The sequence below is a fragment of the Alistipes megaguti genome (assembly GCF_944320325.1).
Classification (GTDB): Bacteria; Bacteroidota; Bacteroidia; order Bacteroidales; family Rikenellaceae; genus Alistipes; species Alistipes megaguti.
This window is the reverse complement of the sequence record NZ_CALUHA010000003.1, coordinates 38,325-51,969: the sequence shown is the minus strand read 5'-3', so window position 1 is coordinate 51,969 and position 13,645 is coordinate 38,325. Positions and strand designations below refer to the sequence as shown.

The following is a 13,645-nucleotide window of genomic DNA, read 5'->3' as shown; positions in this document are numbered from 1 at the left end:
CGATCAGTTGAGAATCCGTACCTCTTCGCCCTCCGTCAGGCGGTAGACCCCCGCCGTGACGACCCGCTCGCCGGGCTGCACGCCGCGGTCGATCACCACACGGTCGCGACCGAAAAGCTCGCCCAGAGTCACGGCCCGCCGCGTCACCCGGTCGTCCGCACCCACGATCCAGACGTAGGTCCCGCCCTCGGCCGGGGCGCAGACCGCCGTCAGCGGCAGTGACACGGCATCCGCCACCGGATCGGCACTCTGCATCGTAATCGTGCACGACATGCCGGGCGAGATGCGCCACCGCAACGGATCGGGATTCTCCAGCCGCAGCGACACCGGAAATCCCGAGGCGTCGGACGAGGTCTGGGCGTAATCCTTCAGCCGGGCGGGGATCGTCACCCCGCGGTAGTTGTCGAAACGCACCACGAAGCGCGTCGTCGTGTCGCGCAGCGCATCCAGCGCACTCTCGGGCAGGGTGAACTGCACGGTCGTCGTCACGGGATTGACCAGCCGCACGATCGACTGTCCGGCCTGCACCCGCTCGAAATTGTCGACGTACGTACGCTCGATCACCCCGGCGAAGGGGGCCTTCAGACGGGTTTCGTCCAGCAGGTCGAGCGTATTCTCGTAGGTCGACCGCGCCTGGGCGTAGCGTGTGTCGGCCGCCTCGGCCTCCTGCCGCGAAACGGCTTCGTGCGACAGCAGCCGCTGCATGCGCTCACGCACCGAACGCGCCTCCTCGTAGGCCGAACGCGTCGCCGTGGCCTGCAGTTCGACATCCCGCGGATCGAGTTCGGCCAGCAACGCCCCCCGTTCGACCCGTTCGCCCTTCGATACGGCCACGCGCAGCACCTGACCCGAGAGTTTGAAGGCCAGCGTGACGGCATCGTCCGGCGTGGCCAGACCGGCAAAATCCTTTTCCAGGGTGTGGGCCGCAGCCGCCGTGGTGACCTTCACCGGACGCGGAGCCGTCGCTACCGACGCTCCGCGGCGTGAACACCCGCCGGCCAGCAGCGGCAAAAGCAGATAACAGAGAATGTGGCGCATGGGATGAGTTCGATTTCATGGATCGACCTCTCCCCCGTCCGGGCTCCGATGCCGGGATTCCGACCGCGGCTCCACCGTGCGGAGATCCCCCGCAAACGGAAGGCCCCTCAAAAAGAAAAGTCGACCTCCCGTCGGAAGGTCAACTTTCATACCACAAGCCCCGCTGGGCCCCCTCGCGCGCCTCTACGGACGAATATCGCGACAGTTCTTCTTAGCCGTGATGGTGCCGTCGTCGAGCGTCACCAGTCCGCATTCGGCCCGCAGCATGGTCTTCATCGTCGAGGCGTCGATGTTGTAGCAGGGCACCCCGCCCGTACCGAAATCGTGCGTCATCGCCCCGTGGAGCAGGTCGGGGGTCAGGCAGACCACCCACGCACCTTCGCTGCGGGCCCGCTCGACCAGTTCGGCCATCCGGCGGGTGCAACGCTTCGACTGCCGCTCGAAATCCGTCACGCAGAGCATGTAGACCCTCCCCGGGCGGGTGATCACCTCCAGCGTGGCGTCGCGACCTGCGGCATCACGCAGCGCAAACTCACTCACCAGCGGACGGACGGACGGTACATCGCTCGTCGTGCGCGTATCGACCCACTCCCACTTCGTATCGTCCTGCCACTCGGGATCCTCCAGCGAGAACTCCCGCTCCTCACCCGTCGCCCGGTTGCGGTAGACGAGCACCGTCTCCGATTCGTCCGGAGCCTCGTCCGGAGCCTGCATCGCCTCGTGGATGTTCACCCCCACCTTGTAGGGCAGGAAGTCGATCAGCGGCAGGTGAATGTAACAGTAGTAGCCCAGATACATCGACAGGCAGAAGAACGTGCAGGTCAGCACGATCTCCATGGGTTTGAAGGCAAAGACCTTGTCCGGGCGGTAACGCCACCACACCACCAGCGCCATGGGCAGCAGCACGACATTCTTGGCAAAGGTCTCCCATGGCGTCAACCGCAGTGCATCGCCGAAGCAGCCGCAATCCTCGACCGGAAGCACCGTGGCGCTCAGCAGCGTCAGCACCGTAAAGAAGGTCATCGACAGCACCGCAAAGATCGAAATCAGCCGGATACGCACCTTGAACAACAGCATGCAGCCCATCATCAGTTCGGCGCCGCACAACCAGATCGAGAAGGTCATGGCCGCCGGATCGAGCCACTCCATGCCGTAGATCGAGAGGTATTCGCTCACCTTGAGTGCCGTGCCCCACGGGTCGATCACCTTCGTGAAACCCGACAGGATGAACGTGCAGGCCAGAATGAGCCGGCAGATGTTCGCCACAATCTTGAATGTTCGCGTCCCTCTCATCGTGCGTCGATTATCGGGGCCAGCACCCCGCGGATTTTTTCAAAGATACGTTCCGGGCTCTCCATCGCACCGCTCGAATCGCCGCACTCCACGACGCGCAGTTTCGCATCGCGCGCCGCCATCGAGAGGTAGACCTCGCGCACGCGGCGCTGCAGATCGAGGGCATCCTCGTGGATGTCGCGCCCGCCGTGAAGGTAGTCGCGGTCGGCACCCTCGCGCGTCTCGGCGAGTTTGCGCTCGGTGAAGGCGAAGGGAACATCGAGGAAGAGCGACACGTCGGGACGCGGCAGCGCATTGTGGCCGAACTCCAGGTCGAGGATCCACCGCGCCAGACGGTCACGCTCCTCTCCGGCCGGAAGTTTCGCACACTGGTAACCGACGTTCGACCAGACGTAACGGTCGAGAATCACAGCCCGGCCCGCAGCCAGCCAGCCGCGGATCATCCCGGCGGCCTCGGCCCGGTCGCCGGCGTAGAGCAGCGCCACCAGATAGGGGTTCACCTCGTCCACACCCCCGAACTCACCCCTGAGAAAACGAGCGATCAGATCGCCGTAGACCGGCGCATCGAAACGCGGGAAATGGACGTATTCGCTCTCCACGCCTCGCTCCGCAAAGAGTTGGCGCAGCATCCCGATCTGGGTCGACTTGCCGGCCCCGTCCAGACCTTCGAGTACGATGAACATAGGCTTCTACCGTTTATTTCGTTTGTTGTTGCTTCCGAGTTTTTCCGGGATCAGATCCCTTGCCGTCGGAGGGTCAGTTGCGCAGCATGCGGACGGCACGCTCGACGCCGGCGGCCAATGCGTCGATCTCCGACGCCGTATTGTACAGCGCCAGCGACACGCGGCACATGCCCGTGATGCCGAAGTGGTCCATGACCGGTTCGGCACAGTGGTGCCCCGTCCGGACGGCGATACCCAGTTTGTCGAGGATCATCCCCACGTCGTAATGGTGGGCCCCCTCGATGTTGAACGACACGATGCCGCATTTGTCCGCCGTCTCTCCGTAGATGCGCAGCCCCGGGATGGCCGAAAGGCGCTCCTCGGCCCGCTGCCGCAGCATCGTCTCGTGGGCCTCGATCTCCGCGGCGTCGAACCGCGAAAGGAACCGGATGGCCTCGCCCAGCCCGATGGCCCCGATGAAATTGGCCGTGCCGGCCTCGAACTTCAGCGGAACCGGAGCGTAGGTCGTACGGGCAAAGGTCACCCGGTCGACCATGTCACCTCCGCCGAAGAAGGGCGGCATCCGTTCGAGCAGTTCCCGTTTGCCGTACAGGACGCCGATGCCCGTCGGGCCGTAGAGTTTGTGGCCCGAAAAGGCGTAAAAGTCGCAATCCAGCGCCCGCACGTCGACGCCGCCGTGGACCACCCCCTGACAGCCGTCGACCACCGCAACGGCACCCACGGCGTGGGCCGCCTCGATGACGGGCCGCAGGTCGGGCCGCGTGCCCAGCGTATTCGATGCCTGCGTAACGGCCACCACGCGCGTGCGCTCGTCGATGAGCGTCGGGAGCAGATCCGTGCGCAGCGCCCCCCGGTCGTCGATCGGGAGCATCCGCAACTCGGCACCCCGCCGCTGGGCCACCAGCTGCCACGGCACCAGATTCGAATGGTGCTCCATCTCGCTCACCACGATGTTGTCCCCCGCCCCGACGAACGTATCGCCCCAGGCGTAGGCCACCGTATTGAGCGACGCCGTGGCGCCGGCCGTAAAGACCACCTCCTCTTTCTCGGCCGCACCGATGAAGTCGGCAATGCGCCGACGCGCCTCTTCGTAGAGCTCCGTGGCCTGCTCCGAAAGCAGATGAACGCCCCGATGGATGTTGGCATTCAGGTGGCGGTTGAGCCAGTCGATCCGCTCCAGCACCTGCTGCGGCTTCTGGGCCGTAGCGCCGCTGTCGAGGTAGATCAACGGCTTGCCGTAGACCTTCTCCCCAAGGATCGGAAACTCCCCGCGTATCTTTTCGACATCGAATCTCTCCTTTGTCCCCATGTCACTTGCCTGCTTGTTCGCTTCGTTATTCTTTTCTTTGCCGGGCCGACCCCTCCTCTCCGGAGGCCCGCTACCGCTCCAGCTTCGCAGCGGCCAGCCGCATGAGCGCCTCACCCAGCGGCTCGACACCGCACCGACGCACGATGTCTCCCACGAAGCCCTCGATCTGAAGGGCCCGGGCCTGCGCTTCGCTCAGGCCGCGCTGCCGCATGTAGAGGATCGCTTCCGAATCCATCTGCCCGACCGTCGCACCGTGCGAACACTTCACGTCGTCGGCATAGATCTCCAGCTGCGGCATCGTCTCGATACGGGCCTTCTCGCTCAGCAGCACGTTGCGGCTCTGCTGCCGCGCATCCGTCCGCTGGGCGTCGGGCGCCACATAGACCAGTCCCGAGAACTCGCCCACCGCCTCGTCATCGGCCACTCCCTTGATGCACGAGACGCTCGTGCAGTCGGGGACGTTGTGCGCCGTGTGGAGCCGTACCACGCAATGCTCCTTCTCCGTAGCGAGGAAGACGCCGTTGAGCTCGTTCGAGGCTCCGCGGCCGTTCAGGTCGATGCGGTACGAGGCGTTGGCGCTCGACAGTTCGACCGTCGTCACGCGGCAACAGCTCCGCTCTCCCTGCCGAAGGGCTATTTCAGCAAAAGTCTCTCCCAGAAAAATCTCCGTCAGGTCCAGTTGCGCCCCTTCGGCCAGTTCGACGTCAAGCCGCGCAACGCCCGCCTTCGTATGGAGCACCACCAGTTGCGCCGCAGCCCCGGCCGTGAGCTCCACCCGCAGGTGGTCGGGATCCGCCGCCGCATAGGCCTGCGGTATCGGCGTCTCGACCCGGAAAAGTTCCGGACCCGCCTTGCGCAACCCGCCGATAATCTCCAGAATCCGCTCCATCACTTGTCGTATTGGTTGATCAGCCAGTCGTAGCCCTCCCGTTCGAGTTTCAGCGCCAGCGTCTTGTCTCCCGTATAGATGATCCGCCCCTTGTAGAGCACGTGCACCACGTCGGGCACGATGTAATCCAGCAGCCGCTGGTAGTGCGTGATGACCACCGTGGCATTCTCCGCCGTATGGAGCTTCGTAACGCCCGTGGCGACGATCCGCAGCGCGTCGATATCCAGTCCCGAGTCGGTCTCGTCCAGGATGGCCAGCTTCGGATCGAGCATCGCCATCTGGAAGATCTCGTTCTTCTTCTTCTCACCGCCCGAGAAACCCTCGTTCACGGCCCGCGACGTGAGTTTCGACGACAGCTCGACCACGGCGCTCTTCTCCTTCATCAGGTGCAGGAACTCCGCGGCCGACAGCGGCTCCTCACCGCGGTACTTGCGCTGCTCGTTGACGGCCATCTTCATGAAGTTGGCCATCGTCACCCCGGGGATCTCCACCGGATACTGGAAGCCGAGGAACAACCCCAGCCGCGCCCGATCCTCGATCGACATCGCGAGCAGGTCGTGACCCAGAAACTCCACGGAGCCCTCGGTGACCGTAAACTTCTCGTTGCCGGCCAGCACCGAAGCCAGCGTCGACTTGCCCGAACCGTTCGGCCCCATGATGGCGTGCACCTCACCGGCCTTCACCTCGAGGTTGATGCCCCGCAGGATCTCCTTGCCATCAACCGTCGCGTGTAGATTTTTTACGCTTAGCATATTCTGTATCTATTCTCTAAATTTCGTTTGTTATCTCTTTTCCGGCGGCCGTTTCCCGCGCCCTGCGGCCGCGGATTCAAATCCGTCTCGGCCGCCGGACTTCGCATTGTCGCTTCTCGGGTTCCTACGCCCGGCAGAGCTTTCCGCCCAGTCTCCGGCATTTCGAAACCTCCCGGGCCGTCAGCTCCGGATGCTTCCGGCAGCCGCCCTTGCCCAGCGTCCCGACAACCCGGAAGCCGCTCCAGCGGAAAATCTCCCGCAGCGAGCGGAAAACCCCGCTCGTCTGGTGGAACCACACGCTGAACGGCCAGGCCGTATTGCATGTGGCCACCATCACCGCCCGTTTTCCCTTGTGCAACGGAACGGGCAATCCTCCCTCCCGGTCCTCCATCAGCGCATAAACCATTCGATCGAACAGCACCTTCAACTCGCCGCTCATGCCGCCCCAGTAGCAGGGCGACCCTACCACCAGCGCATCTGCACCGCGAAGGGCCTCCGCCACGCGGTGCGCATCGTCCTCGGCCAGCACACACCGGTGCAACGACCGGCATTTCATACATCCGCAGCACGGTCTGACGGTCAGATCGTGAACGAAGAAGCGCTCCACCTCAACCCCTTCGGGCATTCCGGCAATCACCTCGTCGAGCATCCGCGACACCAGTCCGCTGCGGCGCGGGCTTCCGTTCAAAACAACGACTTTCATCTACCCGATCGTTTATCCCACCGTGCCCTCCAGCTGCAGGGCCAGCAGTTTCTGCGCCTCGACGGCAAACTCCATCGGCAGCTTCGCCAGCACCTCCCGCGCGTAGCCGTTGACGATCAGTCCCACGGCATCCTCGGTCGACAGCCCGCGCTGGTTGCAGTAGAAGAGCTGGTCGTCCGAAATCTTCGACGTCGTGGCCTCGTGTTCGACCACCGCCGTGCGGTTGCGGATGTCGATCACCGGGAAGGTGTGGGCACCGCAACGGTCACCGATCAGCAGCGAATCGCACTGCGAGTAGTTCCGCGCATGCTCCGCCCCCCTGGCCACGCGCACCAGCCCGCGGTAGGAGTTCTCGCTCTGTCCGGCCGAGATGCCCTTCGAGACGATCCGGCTGCGCGTGTTGCGGCCGATGTGGATCATCTTCGTACCGGTATCGGCCTGCTGGCAGTTGTTGGTCATCGCCACCGAATAGAACTCCCCGACCGAGTTGTCACCGGCCAGAATGCAGCTCGGATATTTCCACGTGATGGCCGAACCCGTTTCGACCTGCGTCCACGACAGCCGTGCGTTCTCGCGGCACAGACCGCGCTTGGTCACGAAGTTGTAGACGCCGCCGCGCCCCTCCCGGTCGCCCGGGTACCAGTTCTGCACCGTCGAGTACTTCACCTCGGCGTCGCGCTCGACGACGATCTCCACCACGGCGGCATGCAGCTGGTTCTCGTCACGCTGCGGCGCCGTGCACCCTTCGAGGTAGCTCACGTAGGCACCCTCGTCGGCCACGATCAGCGTCCGCTCGAACTGCCCCGTCCCGGCGGCATTGATGCGGAAGTAGGTCGACAGCTCCATCGGGCACCGCACCCCCTTCGGGATGTAGCAGAACGAGCCGTCGGAGAAGACCGCGGCGTTCAGCGCGGCGTAGAAGTTGTCCGTGTAGGGGACGACGCTTCCGAGGTACTTCCGCACCAGTTCGGGGTGGTCGCGCAGTGCCTCCGAAATCGAGCAGAAGATGATCCCCTTCTCGGCCAGTGTCTCCTTGAAGGTGGTCTTCACCGACACGGAGTCCATCACCGCATCGACGGCCACCCCCGACAGCGCCATCTGCTCCTCGAGCGGAATGCCCAGTTTGTCGAACGTGCGTTTCAATTCGGGGTCGACTTCGTCCATCGAACCCAGCTTCTTGCGGGCCTTCGGCGCCGCGTAGTAGATGATATCCTGAAAGTCGATCTCCGGGATCCTGAGATGTGCCCACGTCGGGGGCTCCAGCGTCAGCCAGTGGCGGTAGGCCGCCACACGGCGCTCGGTCATCCACTCCGGTTCGCCCTTCTTGGCGGAGATCAGCCGCACGACCTCTTCCGAGAGCCCCTTGCCGATGGTTTCGGTCTCGATCGCCGAGGTAAAGCCGTACTTGTATTCCTGTTCTCCGAGGTTTTCCAGTATCTCTTTTTCGTTCTCTGCCATTGCTTGCAAAATATCGAGCAAAGATACAAATTCTAATCCGAATTTCATAATACTGCCTTCAAAACCGGTGCCGCAGACCCCTTTCGGCCCGCCGGGGCACAAAAAAGGGCGTGGATTGCTCCACGCCCCGTTCTCCCAGCAGGGATCGGCTATTTCTCGTAAACAATCACCACCTTGCCTACCTCGACGTTGGTCGATTTGTCGGTGTAGTCGATGCGGAAGTTGTCGGTCACCACTCCCGCCGCAGCGAAATCGAACGTGATCGTCTCCGACTTCTCGCCGGCAGGCTCAACGGCGGCCAGCGTCGTTCCGTCGTATGTACACTTCAGCATCGCCGGATCGCGCGTCGAATTGGGATAAACCGTGATCGACTTGATCTTGCCCATGCCCGAACCGGCCACGTGCGTCTCGGCCTTGCCCTTGTTGAAGTACCAGACAATGTTCTTCGCGGCATCGGTGCTGTAATAGACGTTGCCCGTGAAGGTGATCGTCGAGGCGCCCGAATCGTCGGTGGCCGTCCAGGTCGAATCCTCCTCCTTCCAGCTCGTCGGCAGCCCCGAGATATTTGTCGACAGCACGCCGGCCGTACCCGTAAGGGTCATCGTATACTCCTTCGTGGAGGGTACCGTCGAGGGATCCGGCTCCCACGAAAGCGCGTAGAGGTTGATGTTGTCGTAGGCATAGATATAGATCATCGTCTCGCCCGTCAGATCCGTAAAGGTCACCGTCTTGGCAGCGCCGTCCGACGACGTCGGGCAGGCCTCCTTCAGATACTCCTTGCCGTTGGCACTCACGCCTACCTCTCGATCGGGATCTGAACCGCTGCTCGAAATGGCCTTCAGCGTCAGCGTACCGTTGCCGTTCACGCGCAGAGCCAGGGCACGGGCCGACGGCGTCACGCCCGAAAGCGTACTCTTGCCGTTGAACTTGATCCGGTTCACCGGTTCACCGCCATCCCCCGTCGAGTGTTCGATGGTGATGCCTTTCGAAGCGTTGGCCAGGAACTGCAGGTTGCCATAAACGGTCGTCTCCTTGATATCACCGGCCGGGAAGACCTCGGCATCGGAGAAGTCCCAGGTATGGTTGGTCAGGATGGTCGTCAGTACCTCGTTGATCTTCAACGGCAGGCTGGCTGCCTGAGAATCCGTCCAGTTAAGCGAGCCCTCGGCGGCCTTGGCTACCACCGTCACCGTATAGTTGCCCGCCTTCAGAGCCGCTACCGTCGAGGCCGAAATCTCATACGTCGGCGTCTCTACGGTCTGCGTCTTGCCGTTGAAGGTCACCTCATAGGCGGCGGCATTCGGGACGGCATTCCAGCTGACGGTCACGACCTGCGACGTGCCCTGATCCAGCGAAGGAAGCTCCGTGGTCGTGAAGACCGGCGTCTCAAGCACCTTCGGCTCGCCGCCCGACACCACCTCGAGCGACCACTCCAGCGCCTCGAGCTCGACGGGCGAGCAGCTGCAGATGTAGATCATCGTCTCGCCCTGGATGTCGCCGAAGCCGAACTTGCTCTGCGAACCGTCGGCCGGAAGCGCATAGCGCGAACCGTTGACGATCAGCTCCATGTGTTTGTTATAGCCGGCATCCGACGGCGTGATGAGCACCGAACCCGGTACGCTCACCTTGAAGGCCAGCGCATTGTTCGTCGGCTCGTCCACGGGCGAGAAGGTCGAGGCGGCCGAGAACGAAATCGTTCCGTTCCCCGTAATGGCCATCGGAGCCTCCGCGTCGTTGACCAGGAACTGCAGGTTGCCCAGAATCCGGTTGCGGTCGATCGTCTGTGCCTCGAAGGTCTCCGGATCGGCGAAGTTCCAGACCGTAGCCTCGGTGATGGCGTTGAGCTCCGTCTGCTCCGGGATGACCGGTGCCACGGCATTCCACCAGCGCGGGTCTCCCACGCGTACCGACGCGATCTCGCCGTTCACCAGATAGAACTTGCCCCGCTCCGAAGCCTCGCACGGATCCTCCGAAAGCACCTTGCTGCCGTTGACCAGGATCAACTCCGGAGTCAGGTCCAGATTCGACGCATAGAAGAAGCCCTCCTTCTTATCCGCATTGTCGTAGTAGTTGAAGAAGTAGTTTGCCGACAGGGTCGGAACGACGGCATCCGAATAGTTCGAAATGAACGAGAAATCCTTGGAGGCCAGATATTCATTCAGGATCAGGTTGTTCGAAACCGTGAAGTTCTCCGTGGTCAGCCCCGTGGCACGCAGGCAGATCAGACCCTTGCGGTTGGTCGCCAGCGAGAAGTTCGAAATCGTGTTGTTGCTGACGGTCACCTTGCCCGGGATCGTACCGCGCTGCATGAAGAGGAAGCCGCGGCCGCCGTTGTAGAACGTCGAATTGACAACCGAAACCTCATGGTAGGTACCGAACCGGAAGTCGATCGCATCACCGCCGTCTCCCGCAATGTCGTGCATGTAGAGTCCGTCGAAGGTCATCTTCTGGACATCGATGCCGTTGTCCGCCTGATCGAGCGTCTCGGCAATCACACCCTTCGTGTAGTTATATACCTCGCAGTTCTTGACCGTCAGGTTCTCGATCTTGACATTGGCCGACTCGATCGCAACAACCGATCCGCCGCCGTTGCCGTTGAGCACGAGATCCTCCAGGTGGAACGAATAGGCCGCCGTGCCGACTCCCAGTTTGGCGGCAAGGCCGATTACGGTCGGCTTCTTACCCTCGGTGGAGGTCTGACCGTAGATGGCCAGATCCTGCGTGAGCGCCGTGCTCAGAGCATTGGTCGAACCGGCCGGCTCGCTCGGAGGCGTCACGTCGTAGGGGGTTTCCGTGTTGGTCAGCAGGATCCGGGTGGCGCCGTCGGTTACCAGACGCAGCAGCTCCTCGGCCGTTGCAGCCTCGGAGGCGCCCTCCGTATCGGGACGCGTCCAGACATCCTGTCCGCCGCGAACCGCACTGTTGTAGCAAACCGTAATGAAGTACTCCGTCGAGGGCTTCAGCCCCGAGATCGTCGCCTCGGCCTGTGCGATCTGATCCTCCGACAGATCCAGCCGGACAGGCTCCTCGGCCGTCGCGGCTACCGGCGTAGCCAGCAGGTGCGACACGAAGTCGTCCTGATCCCACTTCAGCGTCACCGACTCGGAGGTGCGCGCCGTAACCACCGGATTCAGCGGCGACATGATGGCGTAGGTCGTCATCGGGCCCACGATGGCCACCTTTGACGGCGCCGTGCGCTCGTTCGAACTGAAGGCCTGGACCGTCGCATAGTAATCCACCTCGACCTTCAGATCGAACGTCACCGGAAGATCCGTCGGCTGGATATCACTCCGCGTCGTGACCTTCTGCGTCAGTCCTTCGTCCGAATAGACCACTACTTCGTAGGTGTCCGTCGTGCGGACATCCCACGTCAGACGGATCTGGTTGCCCGTCGTCAGGACCGATCCCATGACATTCAACGGCATCAGCGCCCGATCGAGCACCAGTTCGTCATTAATGCCGTCCGGATCGTCCGAACAGCCGCCCAGTCCTGCCGTGGCAATCAGCAGCAGGCCGGACATCCATTTGCGAAATATGCTTTTCATAATCGTTTGTTCTGTTTTGATGCGGTCAACCTGTTAATATCCGTAGTCGTTGCGGATCTGACCCTGCGAGTTGTCGACCACACTCTGGAAGATGGGCCAGTACTGACGCGTATTGGGATCCCGGTCGTAGAGGCGGTCGATCTCCGCCTGCGTAAACTTCGGACTGTCGGTCTTCGAGGCACACGGCATGTAGCGCGCTACGGCACCCTTCGAATCGGTGTAGGGAATCCACGTGTTGTCGGTCGGCGCCGTCTGCTCGTCGGGCAGCAGGCCGTACATCTCCAGCTTCGTGCCGTCCACCTTGTAGTAGATATAGCCGTCACCCTGCGAGAGGTAGCTGAAATCACCCGACCAGTTGTTCAGGTCGCTGATCTTCTGCTTCGTCTCGTCCATCTTCGTCTTGAGCAGGTTCCAGCGGATCAGGTCCGTCTTGCGCAGCATCTCGCCCACGAACTCCAGCGCACGCTCCCTGACAAGGGCTTCGAACATCGCGTCGGCCGAGCCGATCGCATTGACATACACCTGGGCCATCTGCTCGTTGCCGGCATAGGCACGCTTGCGGACCTCCAGCAGGTAATTCTTCGCGTTGTTCAGACCGCCGCCGTCGACATCCGAGCACGACTCGTGGATCGCACACTCGGCCGCCATCAGATAGACGTCCGAAAGACGCATGTAGGGCGGTTTGAAGCCGTCGTCGTTACCGCCGCTGTAGGGATAGTTCTCCATCCACTCGTAGCGGTACTTGCCGAAGAACCACTGGTCGATACCGGCCAGCTGCGGCGCGGCGGTCGACCCCGAGACGTACTCCCACTCGAAGTTCACGCAGCTCACGTCGCGGCGCGTATCCTGCTTCTCATACTCGAACCAGAAGGTGGGTACCGGACCGACATTGCCGCCACGGCTCGACGTTCCGGCCGATGCTCCGAGATACTGGTCCGTACCCGGGTGCGGAATGGCGAACGAGTAGTTCCAGCGTCCGCGGTTGTTGCCGTAGGGGAAGATCCACAGCACCTCGCGGCCCGTACCGGCCGACGTGCGGTCGAAGTTGTTCAGGTCGCGCCACAGCTGCTCGTAGCTCGGATAGAGCGACATGCCGCTGTTGCGGATCACATCCACGCAGGCGGCCAGCGCCTTCGGGTAGAGGACCTCCTTCTGCAGTTCGGGATCCGACGAGAGGCGGATCGAACCCGGATCACCCGTTCCGACGGCTCCGTCGGCCGGACGAAGCGCATAGCCCGAAGCCATCAGCGCCAGACGCGCGTAGAGTCCCTTGGCAAAGGCCCGGCTTACACGGTCGGTCGTCGTGGCATGGCCCTGACCCGGCCACGGCAGGTAGTCCCACGCCTCCTGCAGGTCGCCCAGGATCTGCTTGAAGATCACGTCGCGGCTCGTCTTCGGAATGTAGATGTCGTCGCTGATGGGCTCCGTACGGAAGGGAACGTCGCCCCACGCACGGATCAGGTCGTAGTACATCACCGCACGCAGCGTCAGCGCCTCACCCAGCAGGTAGGCCATGTCGGGGTTGTTGGCCACGTCGCCGTACTGGCGCAGGTTCTTGATGTTGAGGTTCGCCCGCTCGATGGCCGTATAGTAGGGCGAATAGGCGTCGGCACTCGAGCCCGAAGTGTTCATCTCGCCGTTGGTCGGCAGCAGGTTGTAGCCGTAGATGGCCTGACGGTTGTCGTTGGTCACCTTCTCGGTATCGTTGCTCCAGTTGTTGGCCCACTCGATGTCGGAGTTCAGACCCACGTAGGGATGGTAACGTCCGCGGTGGTTCGCCTTCTCCAGCAAGGCCTGCGTAATACCGAAGTTGCAACCTTCGGCCAACTCGTAGTTCGAGAAGACGGTCTCGGTATCGAACGACGATTTGGTCTCCGTCTCCAACAGGTCGGCGCAGGCCGTCAGTGCACCCGCTCCCGACAATACGAACATATATTTGATCAGTGTTTTCATACTCGTTTGGAAAATTTGCTTT

At 62.4% G+C, this 13,645-nt stretch carries 10 protein-coding genes; all 10 read right to left on the bottom strand.

Features of this window, described 5'->3' with window-relative positions:
• Window positions 1-3: 3 nt before the first annotated feature.
• The 10 genes from PUQ42_RS01465 to PUQ42_RS01420 all read right to left on the bottom strand — a co-directional run bounded on the left by PUQ42_RS01465 (window position 4) and on the right by PUQ42_RS01420 (window position 13,623).
• The gene (locus PUQ42_RS01465) at window positions 4-1,038 is read right to left on the bottom strand and encodes an efflux RND transporter periplasmic adaptor subunit (protein WP_273370303.1); all 1,035 of its coding nucleotides are present in this window, start codon (window positions 1,036-1,038) and stop codon (window positions 4-6) included.
• Window positions 1,039-1,221: 183 nt separating this feature from the next.
• Window positions 1,222-2,331, bottom strand: coding sequence for a BT_3928 family protein (locus PUQ42_RS01460; RefSeq protein ID WP_273370300.1), 1,110 nt, complete (start codon window positions 2,329-2,331; stop codon window positions 1,222-1,224).
• Window positions 2,328-3,014 carry a nucleoside/nucleotide kinase family protein gene (locus PUQ42_RS01455; RefSeq protein WP_087403534.1) on the bottom strand — a complete coding sequence of 229 codons (687 nt, stop codon included), beginning with the start codon at window positions 3,012-3,014 and terminating at the stop codon, window positions 2,328-2,330. The genes PUQ42_RS01460 and PUQ42_RS01455 overlap by 4 nt, the downstream gene beginning before the upstream one ends.
• A 73-nt stretch (window positions 3,015-3,087) precedes the next feature.
• Window positions 3,088-4,323, bottom strand: a complete 1,236-nt coding sequence (locus PUQ42_RS01450) for an aminotransferase class V-fold PLP-dependent enzyme (RefSeq protein WP_087311339.1) — start codon at window positions 4,321-4,323, stop codon at window positions 3,088-3,090.
• Window positions 4,324-4,393: 70 nt separating this feature from the next.
• Window positions 4,394-5,212, bottom strand: a complete 819-nt coding sequence (locus tag PUQ42_RS01445; RefSeq protein WP_087403536.1) for a SufD family Fe-S cluster assembly protein — start codon at window positions 5,210-5,212, stop codon at window positions 4,394-4,396.
• Window positions 5,212-5,964 (bottom strand): Fe-S cluster assembly ATPase SufC, encoded by a 753-nt coding sequence (sufC, locus tag PUQ42_RS01440; RefSeq protein WP_087311341.1) that lies wholly within the window; start codon window positions 5,962-5,964, stop codon window positions 5,212-5,214. Before sufC ends, PUQ42_RS01445 begins: the two co-directional genes overlap by 1 nt.
• A 124-nt stretch (window positions 5,965-6,088) precedes the next feature.
• On the bottom strand, window positions 6,089-6,667 hold the full coding sequence (locus PUQ42_RS01435; RefSeq protein ID WP_273370295.1) for a flavodoxin family protein: 579 nt from the start codon (window positions 6,665-6,667) through the stop codon (window positions 6,089-6,091).
• A gap of 12 nt (window positions 6,668-6,679) precedes the next feature.
• Window positions 6,680-8,125, bottom strand: coding sequence for a Fe-S cluster assembly protein SufB (gene sufB, locus PUQ42_RS01430; RefSeq protein ID WP_273370293.1), 1,446 nt, complete (start codon window positions 8,123-8,125; stop codon window positions 6,680-6,682).
• A 149-nt stretch (window positions 8,126-8,274) separates the two neighbouring features.
• On the bottom strand, window positions 8,275-11,670 hold the full coding sequence (locus tag PUQ42_RS01425) for a DUF4957 domain-containing protein (RefSeq protein WP_273370292.1): 3,396 nt from the start codon (window positions 11,668-11,670) through the stop codon (window positions 8,275-8,277).
• 33 nt (window positions 11,671-11,703) lie between these two features.
• Window positions 11,704-13,623 (bottom strand): RagB/SusD family nutrient uptake outer membrane protein, encoded by a 1,920-nt coding sequence (locus tag PUQ42_RS01420; RefSeq protein WP_273370289.1) that lies wholly within the window; start codon window positions 13,621-13,623, stop codon window positions 11,704-11,706.
• Window positions 13,624-13,645: the final 22 nt, after the last annotated feature.

Excerpts from the sequence above, each read along its gene's own strand:
- PUQ42_RS01465 (WP_273370303.1), bottom strand. The coding sequence starts at position 1,038 with ATGCGCCACATTCTCTGTTATCTGCTTTTGCCGCTGCTGGCCGGCGGG.
- PUQ42_RS01460 (WP_273370300.1), bottom strand. The coding sequence starts at position 2,331 with ATGAGAGGGACGCGAACATTCAAGATTGTGGCGAACATCTGCCGGCTC.
- PUQ42_RS01455 (WP_087403534.1), bottom strand. The coding sequence starts at position 3,014 with ATGTTCATCGTACTCGAAGGTCTGGACGGGGCCGGCAAGTCGACCCAG.
- PUQ42_RS01450 (WP_087311339.1), bottom strand. The coding sequence starts at position 4,323 with ATGGGGACAAAGGAGAGATTCGATGTCGAAAAGATACGCGGGGAGTTT.
- PUQ42_RS01445 (WP_087403536.1), bottom strand. The coding sequence starts at position 5,212 with ATGGAGCGGATTCTGGAGATTATCGGCGGGTTGCGCAAGGCGGGTCCG.
- sufC (WP_087311341.1), bottom strand. The coding sequence starts at position 5,964 with ATGCTAAGCGTAAAAAATCTACACGCGACGGTTGATGGCAAGGAGATC.
- PUQ42_RS01435 (WP_273370295.1), bottom strand. The coding sequence starts at position 6,667 with ATGAAAGTCGTTGTTTTGAACGGAAGCCCGCGCCGCAGCGGACTGGTG.
- sufB (WP_273370293.1), bottom strand. The coding sequence starts at position 8,125 with ATGGCAGAGAACGAAAAAGAGATACTGGAAAACCTCGGAGAACAGGAA.
- PUQ42_RS01425 (WP_273370292.1), bottom strand. The coding sequence starts at position 11,670 with ATGAAAAGCATATTTCGCAAATGGATGTCCGGCCTGCTGCTGATTGCC.
- PUQ42_RS01420 (WP_273370289.1), bottom strand. The coding sequence starts at position 13,623 with ATGAAAACACTGATCAAATATATGTTCGTATTGTCGGGAGCGGGTGCA.